General features: G+C 67.5%; 14 protein-coding genes and 2 pseudogenes. 6 read left to right on the top strand and 10 right to left on the bottom strand.

What is annotated here, in order from left to right; all coding sequences use genetic code 11:
• Position 1: 1 nt before the first annotated feature.
• The 6 genes and pseudogenes from I0D00_RS03550 to I0D00_RS03530 all read left to right on the top strand — a co-directional run bounded on the left by I0D00_RS03550 (position 2) and on the right by I0D00_RS03530 (position 9,199).
• Positions 2-631: a sarcosine oxidase subunit gamma gene (locus I0D00_RS03550; protein ID WP_213638375.1), complete on the top strand. Its 630-nt coding sequence runs from the start codon at positions 2-4 to the stop codon at positions 629-631.
• A 392-nt stretch (positions 632-1,023) separates the two neighbouring features.
• Positions 1,024-1,550 (top strand): annotated as a pseudogene (locus I0D00_RS21420) (site-specific integrase); the annotation flags it as partial.
• Positions 1,551-2,052: 502 nt separating this feature from the next.
• Complete coding sequence (locus I0D00_RS03545) at positions 2,053-4,089, top strand: DUF1302 domain-containing protein (protein ID WP_213638374.1); 2,037 nt, start codon at positions 2,053-2,055, stop codon at positions 4,087-4,089.
• A gap of 64 nt (positions 4,090-4,153) precedes the next feature.
• Entirely contained in the window at positions 4,154-5,524 is a 1,371-nt protein-coding gene (locus I0D00_RS03540; protein WP_213638373.1) for a DUF1329 domain-containing protein, read from the top strand.
• Between the two features lie 195 nt (positions 5,525-5,719).
• Entirely contained in the window at positions 5,720-6,811 is a 1,092-nt protein-coding gene (locus I0D00_RS03535) for a WD40/YVTN/BNR-like repeat-containing protein (protein WP_246533166.1), read from the top strand.
• A gap of 15 nt (positions 6,812-6,826) precedes the next feature.
• Positions 6,827-9,199, top strand: coding sequence for an efflux RND transporter permease subunit (locus tag I0D00_RS03530; protein WP_213638372.1), 2,373 nt, complete (start codon positions 6,827-6,829; stop codon positions 9,197-9,199).
• A 188-nt stretch (positions 9,200-9,387) separates the two neighbouring features.
• On the opposite strand, the gene I0D00_RS03525 is transcribed toward I0D00_RS03530, so the two are convergent.
• From I0D00_RS03525 to I0D00_RS03480, 10 genes and pseudogenes are all read right to left on the bottom strand, one after another.
• Positions 9,388-11,031 (bottom strand): BatD family protein, encoded by a 1,644-nt coding sequence (locus I0D00_RS03525; protein WP_213638371.1) that lies wholly within the window; start codon positions 11,029-11,031, stop codon positions 9,388-9,390.
• Positions 11,028-12,775 (bottom strand): annotated as a pseudogene (locus I0D00_RS03520) (VWA domain-containing protein). The gene I0D00_RS03525 and the pseudogene I0D00_RS03520 overlap by 4 nt, the downstream one beginning before the upstream one ends.
• Positions 12,772-13,803, bottom strand: coding sequence for a vWA domain-containing protein (locus tag I0D00_RS03515; RefSeq protein WP_213638370.1), 1,032 nt, complete (start codon positions 13,801-13,803; stop codon positions 12,772-12,774). Before I0D00_RS03515 ends, I0D00_RS03520 begins: the two are co-directional and overlap by 4 nt.
• On the bottom strand, positions 13,796-14,287 hold the full coding sequence (locus I0D00_RS03510; RefSeq protein WP_213638369.1) for a DUF4381 domain-containing protein: 492 nt from the start codon (positions 14,285-14,287) through the stop codon (positions 13,796-13,798). The genes I0D00_RS03515 and I0D00_RS03510 overlap by 8 nt, the downstream gene beginning before the upstream one ends.
• Positions 14,284-15,225 (bottom strand): DUF58 domain-containing protein, encoded by a 942-nt coding sequence (locus I0D00_RS03505; RefSeq protein WP_213640209.1) that lies wholly within the window; start codon positions 15,223-15,225, stop codon positions 14,284-14,286. The genes I0D00_RS03510 and I0D00_RS03505 overlap by 4 nt, the downstream gene beginning before the upstream one ends.
• A gap of 5 nt (positions 15,226-15,230) precedes the next feature.
• A complete protein-coding gene (locus I0D00_RS03500; RefSeq protein WP_213638368.1) occupies positions 15,231-16,190 on the bottom strand; it encodes an AAA family ATPase in 960 nt (319 codons plus the stop codon).
• A 172-nt stretch (positions 16,191-16,362) separates the two neighbouring features.
• The gene (locus tag I0D00_RS03495; protein ID WP_213638367.1) at positions 16,363-18,246 is read right to left on the bottom strand and encodes a methyl-accepting chemotaxis protein; all 1,884 of its coding nucleotides are present in this window, start codon (positions 18,244-18,246) and stop codon (positions 16,363-16,365) included.
• Positions 18,247-18,420: 174 nt separating this feature from the next.
• Complete coding sequence (locus I0D00_RS03490) at positions 18,421-19,362, bottom strand: 5-oxoprolinase subunit C family protein (RefSeq protein WP_213638366.1); 942 nt, start codon at positions 19,360-19,362, stop codon at positions 18,421-18,423.
• Positions 19,359-20,078 carry a 5-oxoprolinase subunit PxpB gene (gene pxpB, locus I0D00_RS03485; protein WP_213638365.1) on the bottom strand — a complete coding sequence of 240 codons (720 nt, stop codon included), beginning with the start codon at positions 20,076-20,078 and terminating at the stop codon, positions 19,359-19,361. Before pxpB ends, I0D00_RS03490 begins: the two co-directional genes overlap by 4 nt.
• Complete coding sequence (locus I0D00_RS03480; protein ID WP_213638364.1) at positions 20,075-20,827, bottom strand: 5-oxoprolinase subunit PxpA; 753 nt, start codon at positions 20,825-20,827, stop codon at positions 20,075-20,077. The genes pxpB and I0D00_RS03480 overlap by 4 nt, the downstream gene beginning before the upstream one ends.
• Positions 20,828-20,993: the final 166 nt, after the last annotated feature.

Below are 20,993 nucleotides of genomic sequence, written 5' to 3'. Positions count from 1 at the left end.
CATGACCGCGATCAACGTCTACAAGCAGCGCCCCGATGCCGGCAAGGCCGAGTCCCCGCTGTTCCACGCCGGTCTCGACGAGCTGGCACGCAAGGGCAAGAGCAGCGCCGGGGTGATCCTGCGCGAGAAGAAACTGCTCGGCCACCTGATCCTGCGTGGCGACGGCCACGATTCCACGTTCTCCGCTGCCGTGCACAAGGCCCTGGGCCTGGAGCTGCCGAGCGCGCTGACCCTGGTGGCCGACGGCGAGACCTCGCTGCAATGGCTGGGCCCGGACGAGTGGCTGCTGATCGTGCCCGGCGGCTCCGAGTTCGAAGTGGAGAGCAAGCTGCGTGCTGGCCTGGCAGGGCACCATCACCAGGTGGTCAACGTCAGTGGCGGCCAGACCATTGTCGAGCTGAGCGGCCCCAAGGCTCGCGAAGTGCTGATGAAGTCCAGCTCCTACGACGTGCACCCGCGCAACTTCCCGGTGGGCAAGGCCGTCGGTACTGTCTTTGCCAAGTCCCAGCTGGTGATCCGCCGAACCGGCGAGGACACCTGGGAGCTCTTGGTGCGCCGCAGCTTCGCCGATTACATCTGGTTGTGGCTGCAGGATGCGTGCGCCGAGTTCGGACTGGCGATTAAGGCCTGACATGTCGCTAACTCGTCCCTCGCTCGGCCTCGGGGGGCGGGTTAGCACATCTATAGGCAGTGTAACTGTAGTGATACTTCGCTGGAGCCAATAGCGGTAAAGGGCGGGAATCTCAGCTCGGTGGTACAAGGGTGGTACGAGGCCGGCAGAGGATAAGCCTGCAGCCCAGTATTTCCAGCCCTTAGAGGCTTTGATCCTTCCAGTCCATCATCGGCGCTACGGAGAAGCGGCGAGACAGGGAAGGGCGCGTGGTTTCTGGTGTTGAGGCTGATTCTAGAGGCATTGGGCTGGTCGCGTTTCCGCCGTGTTTTCGGGGGGGGGCATAACGTTTTTCTCGAGCCGGCGATACCACCGCTAGGATCGCTTGTGCCACCGGCCAGGAGGGCGTACCACTGTGGCAACCATTCGAGCCCGAAAGAGCGCGGACTTTCGCCCGCAAGCAGGCCGCGCAAGCCTGGGCCAGGCGTCGCGCGACCGAGACGCGCCAGGTGCTATCGAGCGGGCGAATCGCTCGGGCACCACTGTGGCCTCTATGATCGTGAGGCAAAGCCAGGCCTATCGGCAAGACCAAGAAGGCGACTCTCGAGGCTATCGCCAAGACCTATCTGGGCGAGTGCGAGGATCGCCGGGTGAGCGCTCAGGTGCTGGTGGACTATGCCCTATGGCGTATGAGTGACGAGGGTGGTGGCGTCCGGCCTCGGACTGCAGGCAACGACCTGGCTCATCTTGGCGCTGTGCTATCCGTAACCCGTCCTGCTTGGGGGGCGAGATCGACCCGCATGCGATGGCGGATGCACGGAAAGTGCTGACCAAGTTGGGTTACAGGCTGAAGAGTCGCGAACGCGAACGCGAACGCCGACCGGCACTGAATGAGCTGAATCTGGTATTTGCAGCGTTTGAGAGGGCCCCAGAGGCTCGACTACTACAGCGCCACCCTAAAAGTGTTACCTGTCCAGGCGGGTAACACTTTTTTGTTACCTGTAGAAATTTAAACCGCCTTTCTTATGCGCTTTCTCACTTTAGATAGCGCAGGGGGCCTTGACTCTGCCCGCAAGGGCGGGTGCATGGCGCCTGTCTATCGCAAGAAGGAGTGACAGATGCTGTCGGATCGTAGGACAGGATCGCGCGTTTCTCGATGAGACTCATTGTCATCGATCAGTGGCTGACCAGTCACAAAGTGGCTCGCGCGGATCGTGTGCGGGGTGCTTCCTGATCTTTATACGACCGTTTGATTTGGCACCATGGTTGCAATAACCGCCGAGGTTTTGCCCCCGTATTGGTGCATGTCGTGCGCTGGGCAGCGCGTGAGCGCGCGGGGGAGTTTCCTGCCAACCGACCGAGGCCGTCGTCAGTACGGCCGTGCCGTGCCCCGCTGAAGGGGTGCGAAAAGAACAACGATCTGCCCACGGAGTGAAGTCTCGATGGAAATCAATGCCCGCAAGCCCCTGTTGCGTTTTGCGCCGGCCAAGGCCGGCTTCGCCTTTGCCGGCATCCTGCCGCTGCTGGTCGCCGCCCAGGCCCAGGCGGTGGAGTTCAGCTTCGCCGACAACGAGATCGCCGGCTCCATCGATACCACCGTCTCCTATGGCCAGCTCTGGCGCGTGCAAGGGCAGGACAAGAGCAACAACGACATCAACACCAACGACGGCAATCGCAACTTCGACACCGGCCTGGTCTCCGAGGTGTTCAAGATCACCTCGGACCTGGAAGTGACCTACCAGAACTACGGGGCCTTCATCCGCGGCAGCGCGTTCTATGACACCCAGATCATGGACAAGCGCAACGACTATCTCGGCGCCAACGATCCGGTGCAGCCGAGCCAGAGCTTCCCGCACGACGATCACTTCACCTCCGCGACCCGTCACAAGGCCGGTCGCGACGCGCAGATCCTCGACGCCTACGTGTACGGCAACTGGGATATCGGCGAGATGCCGTTGACCGCGCGCCTGGGCCGTCAGGTGTTCAACTGGGGCGAAGGCATCTTCTACCGCGGCGGCATCAACACCACCAACCCGGTGGACGCCGCCAAGTTCCGCCTGCCGGGCTCGGAACTGAAGGAAGTGCTGGTGCCGGTGGAGGCGCTGAACTTCAACATCGGCCTGACCGACAACCTGTCGATGGAGACCTTCTACCAGTTCAACTGGAAGGAATCGGCCATCGATCCGGTGGGCACCTACTTCTCCGAGACCGACCTGTTCGCCGATGGCGGCAATACCGCCTACACCGAGCAGCCCGCGCTGGCTTCGCTGCAGCCGCTGTACCAGGGGCTGGTAGCGGGCAACGTCGGCGGTCTGGGCGGCACGGAGTTCTTCGACAGCAACGGCACCTTTAAGGTGGCCAGCATCGGCGGCGACATCAACGCGCGCAACGACGGCCAGTTCGGCGTGGCCTTCCGCTATATCGCCGAGGAGCTGAACTCCACCGAGTTCGGGTTCTATTTCGTCAACTACCACGCCAAGGAGCCGACCATCTTCGCCGAGGTGGACGACAGCTTCGCCGGCCTGAATCCGGCGGCGATCGGTGCCGCGGTGACACCGGCGCTGACGCCGCAGGTCCAGCAGGCGGTCGCCGCCCAGGCCGGCGTGCCGCTGGCCACCCTGCAGGCGGTGATCGCCAACCCCGCACTCAACCCCGCGCTGGCCGCCGCCTATGCCGGCGCCCTGAGCGGCGCGGTGAACAGCGCGGTGGGCGGCGCTGCCGCGGTCGATCTGGCCAACAACGTCATCGGCCGTCGGGAATACGCCGAAGACATCCGCATGTATGGCATGAGCTTCAACACCACGGTCGGCGAGGCCTCGGTGTTCGGCGAGCTGTCCTACCGGCCGAACCTGCCGGTGGGCATCGCCACCACCAACGACCTGCTCGGCGACCTGCTGAGCCAGGCGGCCTTCATGGCGGCCGGGCAGACGGTGAACATCGGCGGGCAGAGCGTGGTGCTGACTGACACCATCAGCAACGCCGAGCGCGTCGAGGCCTTCAACGCCTCCCTGGGCAGCATCTACAACTTCGGCCCGACCCTGGGCTTCGACTCGCTGTTCGGCGTCGCCGAGCTGGCCTCCGAGCACCTGCGCGGCAGCGACCTGCAGTACAACTCGCGCAACGGCACCCGCTACTACTCCGGCCGCCCCAACAGCGCCTATGTCTCGGGCTTCGACCGCGACGACCAGGTCAACAAGAACGCCTATGGCTACACCCTGATGCTGTCGGGCACCTGGAACGACGTCTACGCCGGGGTCAACCTGTCGCCATTCGCCGTGTACAAGCACGACTTCGAGGGCAACTCGCACCAGACCGGCAACTTCATCGAGGGGCGCAAGGCCTACACCCTCGGCCTGCGCGCCAGCTACCTCAACAGCCTGGAGGCCGAGCTGCAGTACACCGAGTTCTATGGCGCCGGGCAGAACAACTCGACGCGCGACCGCGACAACATCGGCGTCAACGTCAAGTACTCCTTCTAGGCCTAACGAGAAATTTTACGGGTGCCGCCAGGTGCCCGGCGCAATCTGATTACGGAGAAATACGATGCTGAACAAGCACACCTTGATGGGCGCCGCCGTTGTCCTGGCGCTGTCCGCCGGCAGCGCGCTGGCGGCAGTGGCGCCGCAGGAGGCGGCCAAGCTGGGCGCCAGCCTGACGCCTTTCGGCGCCGAGAAGGCGGGCAATGCCGCCGGCACCATTCCCGAGTGGACCGGCGGGATCACCCAGGCCCCGGCCGGCTACAGCAAGCCGGGCCAGCACCATGTCGACCCCTTCGCCGGCGACAAGCCGCTGTTCACCATCAGCAAGTCCAACCTGGAACAGTACAAGGACAACCTGACCCCGGGTCAGATCGCCCTGTTCAACGCCTACCCGAGCAGCTACCAGATGCCGGTGTACCAGAGCCGTCGCTCCGGCTCCGCGCCGCAGTGGGTGTACGACAACAGCATCAAGAACGCCGCCAGCGCCAAGCTGCTGGACGGCGGCAACGGTTTCTCCGATGCCTACGGCGGCATCCCCTTCCCGATTCCGCAGAATGGCGTCGAGGCGCTGTGGAACCATATCGCCCGCTACCGTGGCAGCTACATCGTGCGTCGTGCCTCGGAAGTGGCGGTGCAGCGCAACGGCAGCTACTCCCTGGTGACCTCGCAGCAGGAGGCCATGTTCAAGTTCTACGCCCCCCAGGGTTCGTACGCCGACCTGAACAACATCATGTTCTACTACCTGTCCTTCACCAAGAGCCCGGCGCGCCTGGCCGGTGGCGCGGTGCTGGTGCACGAGACCCTGGACCAGGTCAAGGAGCCGCGCCAGGCCTGGGGCTACAACGCCGGTCAGCGCCGCGTGCGCCGTGCCCCGAACCTGGCCTATGACACGCCGATCGCCGCCGCCGATGGCCTGCGCACCGCCGACGACACCGACATGTTCAACGGTGCGCCGGACCGCTACGACTGGAAGCTGGTGGGCAAGAAGGAAATCTACATCCCCTACAACAACTACACCGTCACCAGCCCGGACGTGAAGTACGCCGACCTGCTGCAGGTGGGCCACCTCAATCCGGCGCTGACCCGCAACGAACTGCACCGCGTCTGGGTGGTCGAGGGTACGCTCAAGTCCGGCGCGCGGCACATCTACTCCAAGCGCACCCTGTACCTCGACGAGGACAGCTGGCAGGCCGCCGTGGTCGACCAGTACGACGGTCGCGGCGAGCTGTGGCGCGTATCGCTGGCCTACCTGAAGAACTACTACGACCTGCCGACCACCTGGTCCGCGCTGGATGTGTTCCATGACCTGCAGGCGCGTCGTTACCACGTGCAGAACCTGGACAACGAGGAGTCGAGCACCATCGACTTCAGCCAGCCGATTCCGGACGACGGCTACTTCAAGCCGGCCGCCCTGCGTCGGCGCGGTACCCGCTAATCTCCCGTAGTGTCAGGCGAAGGCCGCTACAAAAGTAGCGGCCTTTTTGCATCAGCGGGTCGAGTGGGCCGTCAATCACGGGGGTTTCCCTTAACAAAACATAACGACGCGCCGATTGTCAGGCCTTTCCAAAGCTCAGTAGCATAGGCGCCTGCCAACAGGCAGGACCACCTATAACAACAAGGGGGAAGGTTTATGAGTGAGCCCGTCATGCGGCGCACCCACACCGGACATGTTGCGCGGCTGTCGTCTATGTCGGCGCTGCGCGTCCACTCGCCGCTGGCCAGAGTGCTCTCGCTGTGCAGTGTGCTGTCCATTCTGACGCTTTCCACCTTGCCTGCGCCGGCGCAGGCCGCCGAACCCGCTACCCGCTACGCCATCGAGTCGGCGAAGGCCGCGCAGCGCCTGCTGCTGGATGTGGTCCGGGCCGGCAAGCGCCTGGTCGCGGTGGGTGACCGCGGCCACATCCTCTATTCCGATGACAATGCGAGCAGCTGGGTCCAGGCCAAGGTGCCGACGCGGCAGATGCTCACCGCGGTGTTCTTCGTCGATGAGCAGAACGGCTGGGCCGTCGGCCACGACGCCCTGATCCTCGCCAGCCGCGATGGCGGTGCGACCTGGGTCAAGCAGTTCGAGGACCGCGAGCGCGAGGCGCCGCTGCTCGACCTCTGGTTCAAGGACCGCAACCAGGGGCTGGCCATCGGCGCCTACGGCGCGCTGCTGGAAACCCGCGATGGCGGAGCGAGCTGGGAGGACGTCAGCGAGCGCATGGACAACGAGGACGGCTATCACCTCAACGCCATCGTCGAGGTCAAGGATTCCGGCCTGTTCATCGTCGGCGAGCTGGGCGCGATGTTCCGCTCGCGCGACGGGGGGCAGAGCTGGGAGACCCTGCAGGGGCCGTACGAGGGTTCGCTGTTCGGCGCCCTGGACACCGGCGAGGCGGGCGGCCTGCTGGTCTACGGCCTGCGCGGTCACCTGTTCCGCTCCGTCGACTTCGGCGACAGCTGGCAGCAGATCGAAATCGACACTCCGAACAACGGTCCGCTGGAATTCGGCCTGGCCGACGGCGGCCGCCTGGCCGACGGCTCGATCGTGGTGGTCGGGCATGGCGGCACCGTGCTCAAGAGCAGCGACAGCGGCCGCAGTTTCAGCCTGACCAACCGCCCCGACCGCTTGTCCCTGGCCGGGGTCACCGCACTGGACAACGGCAATCTGGTGCTGGTGGGGCAGGGCGGCGTGCATGCCGCCACGCCGACCGGTGCCGAACTGGGTCCACAACAATAAGCCGGGAGCCTCCGCATGAGTAAGCATCAACACCAACCTGCGTCGCTCCTCGAACGCCTGATCTTCAACAACCGCCCGGCGGTGATTCTGCTGTGCCTGTTGATCAGCCTGTTCCTGTTCTACCAGGCGGCGCAGGTGCGTCCGCAGACCAGCTTCGAGAAGATGATCCCGCTGGGCCATCCCTACATCCAGAAGATGCTCGAGCACCGCAACGACCTGGCCAACCTGGGCAACACCGTGCGCATCTCGGTGGAAGCGGTCGAGGGCGACATCTTCAGCAAGGAGTACATGGAGACCCTGCGGCAGATCCATGACGAGGTCTTCTACATCCCCGGGGTCGACCGCTCCGGCCTGAAGTCGCTGTGGAGCCCCAGCGTGCGCTGGACCGAGGTCACCGAGGAAGGTTTCGCCGGCGGCGAGGTGATTCCGCAGACCTACGATGGCTCCGGCGAGAGCCTGGAGGAGCTGCGCAGCAACATCCTCAAGTCCGGGCAGATCGGCCGCCTGGTGGCGAACAACTTCAAGTCGAGCATCGTCGACGTGCCGCTGCTCGAGTCCTATCCGGACCCCGAAGACCAGAGCCGTCTGGTGCGCCTGGACTACCAGCAGTTCTCCCATGAACTGGAGGAAAAGATCCGCGAGAAGTTCCAGGCGCAGAACCCCGACGTCAAGGTGCACATCATCGGCTTCGCCAAGAAGGTCGGCGACCTGATCGATGGCCTGATCGGCGTGGCGCTGTTCTTCGCCGTGGCCATCGGCATCACCTTCGTCCTGCTGCTGTGGTTCACCCACTGCGTGAAGAGCACCCTGGCGGTGGTGGTGACCACCCTGGTCGCGGTGATCTGGCAGCTCGGCCTGCTGCACACCCTGGGCTTCGGCCTGGACCCCTATTCGATGCTGGTGCCCTTCCTGGTGTTCGCCATCGGCATCTCCCACGGGGTGCAGAAGATCAACGGCATCGCCATGGCCTCGGGCGAGGCGACCGATGCCCTGTCGGCGGCGCGCATGGCCTTCCGCCAACTGTTCATTCCCGGGCTGGTGGCGCTGCTGTCCGACGCCGTGGGCTTCGTCACCCTGCTGCTGATCGACATCGGCGTGATCCGCGAGCTGGCCATCGGCGCGTCCATGGGCGTGGCGGTGATCATCCTGACCAACCTGATCCTGCTGCCGGTGCTGATCTCCTATGTCGGCATCGGCCAGCGCGCGGTGAAGAAGAGTCGCGAGGAGGCCGCCAAGGATCACCCTCTGTGGCGCCTGATCTCCAACTTCGCCCACCCGATGGTCGCGCCGATCTCCGTGGTCATCGCCCTCGGCGCCTTCGGCGGCGGCATCTGGTACGGCCAGAACCTGAAGATCGGCGACCTCGACCAGGGCGCCCCGGAGTTGCACCCGGACTCGCGCTACAACCTGGACAACGACTTCGTCATCCGCAACTACTCGACCAGCTCCGACGTGCTGGTGGTGATGGCCAAGACCGCCACGGAGCGCTGCTCGACCTACCCGGCCATGGCCGCCATGGACGAGTTGATGTGGCAGATGGAGAACACCGAGGGCGTGCAGTCGGCGATTTCCATGGTCACGGTGTCGCGCCAGGTGATCAAGGGCATGAACGAGGGCAACCTGAAATGGGAAACCCTGTCGCGCAACCAGGACGTGCTGAACAACTCCATCGCCCGGGCCGAAGGCCTGTACAACGCCGACTGCTCGGTGGCGCCGGTACTGGTGTTCCTCAACGACCACAAGGCCGAAACCCTGGAGCGGGTGGTCAAGGTGGCCGAGGCGTTCGCCAAGGAGAACAGCTCGGATAACCTGCAGTTCGTGCTCGCCGCCGGCAACGCCGGCATCGAGGCGGCCACCAACGAGGTGATCGCCGCCTCCGAGACCACCATGCTGGTCGCGGTGTACGCGGCGGTGAGTTTCATGTGCCTGCTGACCTTCCGCTCCATCGCCGCCACCCTCTGCGTGATCCTGCCGCTGGTGCTGACCTCGGTGCTGGGCAACGCGCTGATGGCCTACATGGACATCGGCGTGAAGGTCGCCACGCTGCCGGTGATCGCCCTCGGCGTGGGTATCGGGGTCGACTACGGCATCTACATCTACAGCCGCCTGGAGGCCTACCTGCGCCAGGGCATGTCGCTGCAGGAAGCCTACTACGAGACCCTCAAGTCGACCGGCAAGGCGGTGCTGTTCACCGGCGTGTGCCTGGCGATCGGCGTGGCCACCTGGATCTTCTCGGCGATCAAGTTCCAGGCCGACATGGGCCTGATGCTGACCTTCATGTTCCTCTGGAACATGCTCGGTGCGGTCTGGCTGCTGCCGGCCCTGGCACGCTTCCTGATCAACCCGGAGAAGCTGCGGGCCAAGGCACTGGCAGTGGCCCCGGCCTGATCCCGGCAAGCAGAGCGAGACGCGGCCCACGGGCCGCGTTTTTTTTGCCTGGTAAGTGTCGGTCCGCTGGCGTGTTTCGGAGCCAGGCTGCCGTTGCTGCCGCTGGAGGGGCCACGTGCACTGGCGGTTGCTGGGCGGTGGGCGACTGCGTGGCGTGCGTGGGCGTTCGCCCAGACGCCCTCGTTCGGCTAGCGCGGGTACAGCGGCGGCAGGGGACCGGCTTCCGCCGCCGCCGGGCCGCCATTGCCCGGCGGCGTGGGCAGGCTGCCGATGGCCTGCCAGAGCCCCTCGCCCTGCCAATGCTCGCCGGCTTCGCTGTACAGCGCGCTGTTCAGGCCGTCCAGGGCATCGGACAGCGGCACGAAGCGGGCGGTCATCTCGGCCAGGGTCTCGGGTTGCTGGCGCGCCCAGGCGTCGAGGGCATGGCGGCTGGCGTGGGGGTCGTTGGCCAGGCAGGCACGCTTGAGGTCGTCGAGCAGGGTGCGGGGGCTGGGGCCGGCCTGGCTGCCGCGCAGCACCGCGGGCTGGCGCCGGGCGTGCCACCACAGCGCGAAGCCGAGCAGGGTGGTCAGGCCGAGCAGCGCGCTGCTCAGCTGCCAGGGCCAGAGCGCGGCGCCGTCTTCCAGGGGCTGGGCCGCTACCTCGGAGGGCAGCGGTTCGACCTCCAGGCCGGGGTCCTTGGCGATCTCCAGGGTACGGGGCGGCAGGCTGCTGCGTTCCAGGCGGTCCTCCTGGGTGTTCCACCAGACCACCTCCACCGCGGGCAGGGCGAACTGCCCGCTGCGACTGGGGACCAATGCTTCGCGCTCTTCGCGGCTGCCGAGCAGGCCGCGTTCGCTGGCCTTATTGTCCAGCTGGGGTTGATCCGGGTAGCGCCGCAGGCCCTCGACACTGGTGGCCGGCAGGGGCGGCAGCTGGGCGCTGGACAGGCCATCGACCTTGAGCGTCAGGCTGCGGGTCAGCGAGTCGCCGCTCTTGGCGCCTTGCGGCTCGGGGCTCCATGCCTCGCGAAGGCTCAGCGCCCGGGCGGGCAGCCAGGGCGCATCGCTCGGATAGCCGGCCGGTTTGGCCTTGACCTGCAGGGGGATCTGCGGCGACCGCACCCGCGTCACCTTGCCCGGGCGCGGGCCGAACGGCTGGTAGTCGCCGCTGCGCGAGCGGTCGACCAGGGTGGCGGTGAACACCTGCGAGGGAATGCTGAGCTCGCCGCTACGCTGCGGGAAGATCGCGTAGCGCAATTCGATCACGCCATGGCGGATGCCGTTGATGTCCTTCTCGTAGGTCTGCGGCTTGCCCAGGGCTTCGACCCGGGCCTCGGCCATTTCCAGCGGGGTCAGGCTGCTGTCGTCGTACAGCGACACGGAATGGTAGATGCGCAGGGTCAGCACGCTCTGGGCCTGCACATAGACGCTTTCCTGGTCCAGGCTGGCGTCGATGAACACCGGCGCCATCTGGCTGCCGCCCGTGTCGGCAGCGGGTTCCTGCACGTGCAGGGTGATCGGCTGGCTGCGCATCTCGCCCAGGCGCAGAGGCGGCACCACCACGTAACCGCTGCGCTTGGGCTGCAGGGTGATGACCCAGCGGGTGGTCGCCCGCGACTCGCCGTCCAGGGTGCTCAAGCGGTTGAACTGGCGGGTGCCGAGGACCTCGAAGAGCTCCTCGAGCGGCGCCAGCTCGGGCTTGCCGAACTGGGTCACGTCGCTCGATTCCAGGGTCAGCTCGACGCTCTCGCCGGCACTCAGGCGGGTGCGGTCGACGCTGGCGCTCAGGCCCTCGGCGCGGGCCTGGAGGGCGAGCAGGGCGAGGAGCAGGGTGCAGAGCAGGCGGGTCATCGGATCTGTTCCTGACGCTGTTGCTGTTGATACCAGAATTTACGCTTGAGCAGTTCCGCCGGGTCGTCGGGAATCTGCCGCAGCCATTGTTCCAGGGCCTGGCGGCGCTCGCCGTCGAGGGCCTGCTCGGCGGCGATCAGCTGCTCGTCGGCGCCCGGCGCGGCGGGTGGCTCCGGGGGCGGCGCGCCGTCGTCTCCGGGGCCGGGCCGTTCCTCGCCCGCGGGCTCCTGGGGAGCGCCGGGGGTGCTTGTCCGGGGGACGGGTTGCCGGGGCGCTCCTCGGGCGGGGTGGCCCCGGAGGGCGCGGTCGCGTCCTGCTCGTCCTGGGGCGCGGAGTTGTCCGGCTCTTCGGCGCGCGCCGGCTCTTGTCCCTGGGACAGCAGTTGCTCGACCAGCGCCTTGTTCTTCTGCGCCTGGGGCAGTTCCGGCTGTAGCTCCAGGGCCCGCTCGTAGGCGTCCAGCGCGGCTTCCAGTTCGTTGCTGCGGGCCAGGGCGTTGCCGCGATTGTAATGGGCGGCGGCGCTATCGCCCTGGGCGAAGCGCTCGGCGGCGGCGGCGTAGTCGCCGGCCTGGTACAGGGCCAGGCCCTGCCACTGCGGGTCGTCGAAACGCTGGGCGGCCTCGGCCGGGCGCTGGGCCTCGAGCAGGCGCCGGCCCTGCTGGTCGGGACGCAGCCAGAGGTCGTCCAGGGGCGCCGCCAGGCCGCTCTGGGGCACTGCCAGCAGCAACAGCGGCAAGCAGAACAGCCAGCCGCGCCGTCCGGCGCAGGCGGCCAGCAGCAGCAGCGGCAGCAGCAGCCAGTGTCCCTGGTCGGCCCAGGCCTGCAGCGGTACCGAATCGCCATCGTCGCGCAACTGCCGGGGGGCGTCGAGCAGGCCGAGGCTGCGCAGGTCGCCGTCGTCCAGGCGGAGCCTGCGGTAGGCGCCGCCGACCTCCCGGGCCAGGCGGCTGAAGGCGGCGCTGTCCAGGCGCGGGATGAGGATGGCGCCCTGGGCATCCTTGAGGAAGCTGCCGTCTTGCTGAACGATGGGGGCACCCTGGGGTGTGCCGACCCCGAGTATGTGCAAGCGCTCGCGGCGGTCCTCGAGTGCCTCGCCGATGCCCTGGCGCTCCCGCTCATCCAGGGCGCTGCCGATCAGCAGCAGGCGGCCCTGACCCTGGCCGCCTTGCTCGAGCAGCGTCAGGGCCTTCGCCACGGCCAGGTCGGCCCGCCGGCCCGGTTCGGGCATGATCGAGGGCTTGAGCGCTTCCAGCAGGTTGCGACTGGTGGCCAGGTCGTCGGACAGGGGCACCAGGGTGTGGGCGCTGCCGGCGTAGACCACGAGCGCGGTCTGCGCATCCTGGCGGGCTTCGAGCAGGTCGAGAATCTTGCGCCTGGCTTGTTCCAGGCGAGTGGGCGAGGCGTCGCCGGCGAGCATCGCCGGCGTCAGCTCCAGCAGCACCACCAGCGGGTCGGCCGGCTTCAGCGTGTCCTGCTCCAGGCGCTGCCAGCTCGGCCCGAGCAGCGCCAGCACGGCCAGCAGCCAGGCCAGGCCGAGGGCCACCCAGGGTAGGCGGCTGGCGCGGCTCTGGCCGCCACTGAGCAGGGCGGCGTGGAAGGCCGCCGGCAGCAGCAGCTGCCAGCGGCCGGCGCGTTTCTCGCGGTGCCAGAGCCGCCAGAGCAGCCAGGCCAGCAGGGGTACCAGCAGCAACCAGAAGGGCCGCAGCCAGTGCGGCCACAGGGCGGTGGGCGACAGTTCGATCATGGTTGTTTCCGCCAGCGGCGTGGCGTCAGTGATTGCAGCCGCCGGCCCAGGGCGGCGCCCTGTTCGCCGATGACCAACGCCAGACTGAACAGCAGGGCAGCGCCCAGCGGCCAGGGGTACAGGGCCAGTGCCGGACGGGCCAGGGTCGGTTGCTGGCTGACCGGTTCGAGGCGGTCGAGGCTGGCTTCGATGCGGCGCAGGTCGTCGGCGCTGCGCGCGCGGAAATATTCACCGCCGCTGACCTCGGCTATGGCGTGCAGGGTCGGCTCGTCCAGGTCCAGGCCCGGATTGAAGCCGAACAGGCCGAGCACGCCGCCTTGCTGCGGGTCGGCACCGATGCCGATGGGGTAGATCCGCACCCCTTCCTCGGCGGCCAGGCGTGCGGCGGTCATCGGCTCGATCTCGCCGCCGGTATTGGCGCCGTCGGTGATCAGCACCAGCACGCGGCTGTCGGCCGGGCGCTGGCGCAGGCGCTTGACGGCCAGGCCGATGGCATCGCCGATGGCGGTGTTCTTGCCGGCGATGCCGATCACCGCCTCCTCCAGCCAGATGCGCACGGTGCGGCGGTCGAAGGTCAGCGGGGCGTGCAGGTAGGCCTGGCTGCCGAACAGGATCAGGCCGACCCGGTCGCCGCGGCGGCCTTCGATGAAATCGCCGAGCAACTGCTTGACCAGGGTCAGGCGACTGACCTCCTGGTCTTCCCAGCGCATGTCGGCGTAGTCCATCGACCCCGACACATCCACCGCCAGCAGCAGGTCGCGACCGCTGGCCGGCAATGGCAGCGGCTCGCCGACCCATTCCGGGCGGGCCGCGGCGCCGAGCAGGAGCAGCCACAGCAGGGCGAACGGCGCCTGCTGGCGCCAGGCCGGCAGGCGTGCGCGGGCGCGGCGCCCGGCGAGGGCCTCGAGTTCGTCGAGAAAGCCGACCTTGAGCGCCGCCTCACCGCTGTCGGCCGCCGGCAGCACCAGGCGCAGCAGCCAGGGCAGCGGCGCAAGCAGGAACAGCCAGGGCCAGGCGAATTCAAACATGCTTGCGAATCCAGGTGGCGACGGCCTGGTTGAGGCCGTCGATGGCCTTGTCGTCGAGGCGGCAGTGGGGGCGGTAGGCGCCTTCGACCAGGATCATCCAGCGGGTCAGCCCGGCCGCCGGGCAACGGTTGTCGAGAAACGCCAGCCAGGCGCGGCTGCTCAGGGTATGGCTGTGGCTGTCCGGGTAGCGCTGGCGGCACAGGCGTTTGAGCAGGGCGTTGAGCTGCTGCAGCCAGGGGCCGGCCTCGGCGCCGTAGTAGGGCTTGGCTAACCCTTCCAGCTCGGCCAGGGCGGCCTGGCGCAGCGGGTCGAGCTGCTCCGTGCGCGGCGCGCCGCCGTTGCGTGCAAGGCGTTTGAGCAGGCGCGCCAGGCCCCAGAGCAACAGCGGCAGGAGCAGGGCGAGCAGCCACCAGCCGGGGGCCGGCGGCCACCAGCCGACCGGGGCCGGGGCGATCAGCGGCTCGAGCTGGTCCAGCGGGTTCAAGGCTGCTTCCTCGGCTGGTGCACATTGAGCAGGTGGCGCAGCTGTTCGATCAGCTCGCTCTGGGTGCTGAGCGGCAACAGGGGCACGCCGAGCTTCTGCGCCAGGCGCTGCCAGCGCGCCTGGCGGGCTTCGCCCAGGGCGCGATAGCTCTGGCGCAGCTCGGCGTCGTGGGTGTCGAGTTCCAGTTGCGCATCCTGCGCGGCGAAACGCAGCAGACCGGCGGCCGGCAGGGCGTGGTCGAGGGGGTCGGACAGCGGCAGCAGCAGCAGGTCGGTGTGCCGGGCCAGCAGCTGCAGCTGTTGCTCGCCGCTGTCGTTCAGGCTGCGCTCGTCGCACAGCAGCGCCACCAGGCTGCCGGGGCGCAGCACCTCACGGGCACGGCGCAGGGCCAGGGCGAGGTCATCGCGGCGCGGCAGCTGATCGCCGTGCAGCGCCTGGTTGGCCCGCGCCAGGCGGTTGAGCAGTTGCAGCAGGCTCTGCTTGCTGCGCCGCGGCTTGATTTCGTGCTGTTCGTGATTGCCGAACACCAGGCCGCCGATGCGGTCGTTGTTGGCCAGCGCGGCCCAGCCGATCAGGCTGGCGGCCTGGGCGGCGAGCACCGACTTGAACACCAGCGCGGAGCCGAAGAACAGCCGCGGGCTCTGTTCCACCAGAATATAGATGGGGCGTTCGCGCTCCTCGTGGAACAGCTTGGTGTGCGGCTCCTGGGTGCGCGCGGTGACCCGCCAGTCGATGCTGCGCACGTCGTCGCCGGACTGGTAGACACGCACCTGGTCGAAGTCCACGCCGCGGCCGCGCAGCTTCGAGTGGTGCAGGCCGATCAGCGGGCTGCGCCGCGCCGGGGTGGAGAACAGCTGGACCTCGCGCACGCGGTGGCGCATCTCGATCAGCTCGGCGAGATTGACCCGCACCCCGGGTTGCGTCGGCAGGACCTGCATGGGACTCAAGCGACGGCGACCACATCGAGAATACGCTGTACCACGCGATCCTGGTCGACGCCCGCGGCCTCCGCCTCGAACGACAGGATGATGCGGTGGCGCAGCACGTCGAACAATACCGCCTGGATGTCTTCCGGGCTGACGAAGTCGCGCCCGGCCAGCCAGGCGTGGGCCCGCGCGCAGCGGTCCAGGGCGATGGTGCCGCGCGGGCTGGCGCCGTAGGCGATCCACTCGGCCAGCTCCAGGTCGTACTTGGCCGGGGTGCGCGAGGCCATCACCAGCTGTACCAGGTATTCCTCCACGGCGTCGGCCATGTACAGCCCGAGGATCTCGCGGCGGGCGACGAAGATCGCCTGCTGGCTGACCCGCTGTTCCGGCTTGGTCTCGCCGTGCAGGGCCTCGCCGCGCGCCTGCAGGAGGATCTTGCGCTCCACCGCGGCGTCCGGGAAACCGATGCGCACATGCATCAGGAAGCGGTCGAGCTGGGCTTCGGGCAGCGGGTAGGTGCCTTCCTGCTCGATCGGATTCTGCGTGGCCATGACCAGGAACAGCGGCGACAGCTCGTAGGTGCTGCGGCCGACGCTGACCTGGCGCTCGGCCATGGCCTCGAGCAGCGCCGACTGCACCTTGGCCGGGGCACGGTTGATCTCGTCGGCCAGCACCAGGTTGTGGAAGATCGGTCCCTGCTGGAAGGCGAAGCTGCCGGTTTCCGGGCGGTAGATCTCGGTGCCGGTGATGTCCGCGGGCAGCAGGTCGGGGGTGAACTGGATGCGGTGGAACTCGGCCTCTATGCCTTCGGCCAGCTCCTTGATCGCCTTGGTCTTGGCCAGGCCCGGGGCGCCCTCGACCAACAGGTGGCCGTCGGCGAGCAGGGCGATAAGCAGGCGTTCGATGAGTTTTTCCTGGCCGAGGATCTGGCTCGCAAGAAAGTGTCGCAGGGCGACGAGCGCTTCACGGTGTTCCATCGTCGGGCTCTTTGCTGGAGGGGGCGCGTCGTGCCGGGCGCAGCGACGGCCTAGACTTTAATGCATTTGCCGAGGCGCCGGCTATGCGCCCCGCCACCCGCCCGCCATGGGCGGGGATTCAGGCAGCACCGCCGCCGTCGCCAGCGTGCGAGCGCGTCCGCGGCGAATGCGCTCAGCCGACCTGGAACTGTTGGGCGCTACGACTCAGCGTGTCGACCTGGGTGGACAGGCCCTGGGTGTGCTGCGCCAGTGTCAGGCGCAGGCCCTTGGTCTGACCGGTGTGGACGTTGATCTCCTCCATCTTGTCGGCGATGTCCTCGGTGGTGGCGGAAACCTCCTCGATGGCCACCACCACCTGGTTCATCTCGCCGGTCAGCCGCTCCATCGACTGGGTGATCTTCTCGATGGCCCCGGCCACCTGACCGGCATGCCCCTCGCTCTCCGCGGCCAGGGACAGCCCGCGGGTCATCAGCTCGTCCATGCTCTGGGTCTGCTGCTTGAATTCGTCGACGATGCGCGCGATATCGGTGGTCGCCGCCACGGTCTTCTGCGCCAGCGAGCGTACCTCGTCAGCCACCACCGAGAAGCCGCGGCCGGCGTCGCCGGCGCGGGCGGCCTCGATGGCGGCGTTCAGGGCGAGCAGGTTGGTTTGGTCGGCCAGGCTGTTGATCACGTCGATGATGCTGGTCACCTTGCCGCTGGACTGGGTGAGCTGGACGACCTGGGCGTGGGTCGCCTGGATCAGCTGCGACAACCGACCCATGCTGGCGACGCTGGCGCCGATGATTTGGCTGCCCTGGCGCGCCGATTCGTAGGCAGCCTGGGTGGCACCGCCGACGTCCGAGCTGCGCTGCGCCATCTCGTTGACGGTCGCCGAGATTTGCTGGGAGGCCGAGGCGGCCTGCTCGGTCTGTGCTTCCACCTGGCTGCTGTTCTCGCCCAGGTGGCGCATGGCCTCGCTGAGGTAGCTGTGCAGTTGCGCCAGTTCGCGATTGGCCTCGATCACCTGGCGGACGATCTGACCGATGCCCTGGATCATCCGGTTGCAGGCCTCGCCCAGCTGGTTGAACTCATCCTTGGGGTTGCGCCCGACCGGCAGGGCGCCGGTGAGGTTGCCGGAAGCGACCTGGCTGAGCAGGCGGGTGACGCCGTTCAGCTGCGCCATCAGGGCGCGCGAGGCCTGGCTCAGGGTCAGCAGCAGGAACAGCGCGACGCCGGCGAAGCTCAGGCCCATGATCCAGTGTGAGGAGCGGCGCACCTGCTGCGCCTTGAGGGACGTGCTGGCGAGCAGGCCATCCTGCAGCTCGAGGTTCTGCTCCTCGACCTGCTGTTCGATCTGCCAGCCCAGGCTGGTCAGTTGCGTGCCTATATCGCTGATCTCCTGGATCAGCGCATGCGCCTGGGCGAAGGCCTCAGCGAAGCTGGCGACGGACTGGCCGATCTGGTTATCGCGCCAGTCCAGCTCGTCAATCTCGGCCTGCAGCTCGTCGATGGCCGTCTCGGTCTTGGCTGCGTAGCTGTTGTCGAAGGTGGCCAGGTAGTCGCGCTGGTTGTTGAGCGCGGTGGCAATGAAAGGGCGGATCAGACTGATGTTGATCGACTCGAGCTTCTCCGCGGCGCTCGCCAGGGCGAGGCGCTTGCCTTCGAGCGGGCTCAGTCCGAGTTGTTCGCTCAGCGCCAGCCATTGCCGCTGCAACTCAGTGTCGCTGCGCAGCAACTGCTCGATTTGCAGGGCGCGCTCGGCGATCTCGCCGTGTCCCAGCGCCTGCGCCTGGGCGACGAACTGTCCGGTGCGTTGGTCGAGGGCGCTCAGGCGCTGGGGGAAGATATCCTTGGTTTCGGGAGTGAGTGCCTGGCGCTGCGGGGTCAGCTTCAGCCAATCGTTCATCAGCGCGAAGGAGGCGCCGGCGTAGGCGGTGGCATTCTCGCGGGCCTGCAGTGCGTTGCTCAGGCGCTGGCTCGCCCAGAATGATGAGGCTGCCATCAGCGCCAGGCTGAGCAGCATAATCACGATAAGCAAGCGAAACTTCTGTTTCCAGGACAGGAAGAACTGCATGGTACTCCTCACCTCCTTCGGGCATCTGCTGCTGACATCGGCCGGTCATCTGACAACTTGAGTGCTGTCTGCGCCGCCCGCGCCTGAATCCGGCGCGGCGCGGAAATCGCGCACGGATAGTAATCTGGCTGGCGCGTCGAGGCGAGGTATACCAAACGAGTGGGCGAGTCGGGGTCAGCCCCGACGCCACTGGTCGAGCAGGCGCAGGTGCGCCTCCTGCGCCGACTCCTGCGGCACGGGCGCCAGGCGCAGCTCCTCCCCGGGCAGGCACTGCGCCAGGCGTGCCACCGCTTGAGGGCTGAGGGCGCCGAGCCGCGGGTAGCCGCCGATGGTCTGGCGATCGTTGAGCAGGGCGATCGGCTGGCCATCCGGCGGCACCTGCACGGCGCCCAGTGGAATCCCTTCGGAAACCATGCTGGTGCGTCGGCATTGCAGCCTGGGGCCGAGCAGGCGCATGCCCATGCGATCGGAGCGCGAGTCGATCTTCCAACTGGTGTTGAATGCATCGAACAGGCTCTGTCCGCTGAAATCGCCGATCTGCGCGCCCATGACCAGTTGCAGGCGCGGCGCAGGACTGAATTCAGGAATCAGGCGTTCATCCATCGTGCGCTGCCGAGGCTCGGCCGAGGACCAGGTCAACCGCTCACCGGCCGAAAGCGGCTTACCGTTGCCCTGCAGGCCGCCCAGCTGCTCGCGGGCGATGCAGGCGCAGCTGCCGAGCACGTGCGGGGCGGCGAAGCCGCCGGGAGCGGCCAGGTAGGCGCGGGCGCCATGACGGGGCTGGGCGAACCTGAGCTGCTGACCCCGGCGCACCCTGAAGCTGCGCCAGGGCGCCAGGGGCTGACCATCGAGGCTGGCGCCGAGGTCGGCGCCGGCCAGGGCCAGGCAGCCGTCCTGGTCGCAGAGCAGCTCGAGGTTGCCCAGGGTGATCTCCAGCACCGCGGCACCGAGCGCGTTGCCCAGCAGCCAGTTGGCCCAGTACATGGATATCCAGTCCAGGGCGCCGCTCTGGGTCACACCCAGGTGGCGCACACCGTAGCGGCCGGCATCCTGCAGCTGGACAAAGGGCGTGCTGCGTTCGACGCGCAGTCCGCCACTCGTGGTGGAAGGGCTCATGGGGTCGTCTCCAGTGGGCTGTCGTCGCCGCCGAGACGGATGAACTCGGCCCGGTCGATGGGTTCGAAACGTACCCGGTCGCCCGGTTGCAGCAGGCTGTAGCCGTCGATGGCCTGGCCGAAGAGCACGGCTGGACTGCGTCCGAGCAGGTTCCAGCCGCCCGGCGAGACCACCGGATAGACTGCGGTCTGGCGTTCGGCAATGCCGACGCTGCCGGGTGCGATGCGTTTGCGCGGAGTGCTCAGGCGGGGCGTGGCCAGGGCTTCCTCGACCAGTCCCATGAAGGCGAATCCGGGGGCGAAGCCGAGGGCGAAGACCTTGTACTCGTGGCTGCTGTGGCGGCGGATGACCTCGGTTTCGCTGAGGCCACTGCGACGCGCCAGCAACGCCAGCTCCGGCCCGACGCTACGGTCGTACCAGGTCGGCAAGACGTGGCAGCGGCCACCAGTGGTATCGGCCGGTTGCAGGTCGGCGAATGCCTGAGTGATCAGCTCGCGGGCCTGGGACGCGCAGACGCGTTCCAGGTCGTAGTGCAGCAGCAGAGTGGTGTAGGACGGCACCAGGTCGATCAGGGCGGCGCCGAAAACGTCGCGCAGGCGCTGGCTGGCGGCGAGCAGCCAGGGCATGTTGCTTTCTTCGATGCGGTCGAACAGGCGCAGGATCAGGCTGTCGATGCCGGCCACTTCGAGCCGCAGCACGGGCGCGCGGGCTGTCATGCCTGGACCAGCCCGTCGAAGGCCTGGCGGATGCGCCGCACCGCGGCGATCGAGCCGGCGTTGTCGCCATGCACGCAGAGGGTGTGCGCCGTCAGCGTCAGGGCGCTGCCATCGCTGGCGACCAGCGCAGCGCCTTTGGCCAGTGTGGTGGCCTGGTTGACTATGACGTCGCTGTCGTGGTGCACCGCGCCGGGCTGGCTGCGCGCGACCAGAAAGCCGGCCGCGTCATAGGCCCGGTCGGCGAAGGCCTCGAACCACAGGGTGATGCCGAATTCGTCGCCGATGGCTTGCGCCTGGCGATTGTCGCGGGTGCTCATCAGCATCACCGGCAGGCTCTTGTCGTAGCTGGCCACGGCGCGCATGACCGCGCGCAGGATGTCCGGCTTGCGCATCATGTCCTGGTACAGCGCGCCGTGCGGTTTGACGTAGCTGACGCGGGTGCCCTGGCTGCGGCAGAGGGCTTCGAGGGCACCGATCTGGTAGAGCAGCAGGTCCTCGACCTCCTGCGTCGAGCAGTCCATCGAGCGACGGCCGAAGCCGACCAGGTCTTGATAGCCCGGGTGGGCGCCGATGCGCACGCCATGGCTGACGGCCAGGGCCACGGTCTTGCGCATGGTGCTGGGGTCCGAGGCGTGGAAGCCGCAGGCGATGTTGGCACAGTCGATATAGGGCATGACCTCGGCGTCCATGCCCATTTTCCAGGGGCCAAAGCTTTCGCCGATATCGCAGTTGAGAAGCAGGCTATTCACGGAAGTGTTCCTCTGGGCGGAGCGTCATGCTCTGGTCTGTCAGACGCAGGCTACGACGGCTGTTGAGTGGCCACTGCACGGGCTTGTTCATGGAAAATGGGCCGTGCAGCATTCTTGAACGGCGTACTGGGCACGTCCAACTAATAAAAACGTGCACCGGAGATAG

The sequence above is a fragment of the Pseudomonas lalucatii genome (assembly GCF_018398425.1).
Taxonomy (GTDB): domain Bacteria; phylum Pseudomonadota; class Gammaproteobacteria; order Pseudomonadales; family Pseudomonadaceae; genus Aquipseudomonas; species Aquipseudomonas lalucatii.
The sequence above is the reverse complement of the archived record's forward strand: the minus strand, read 5'-3'. Positions and strand labels throughout refer to the sequence as shown.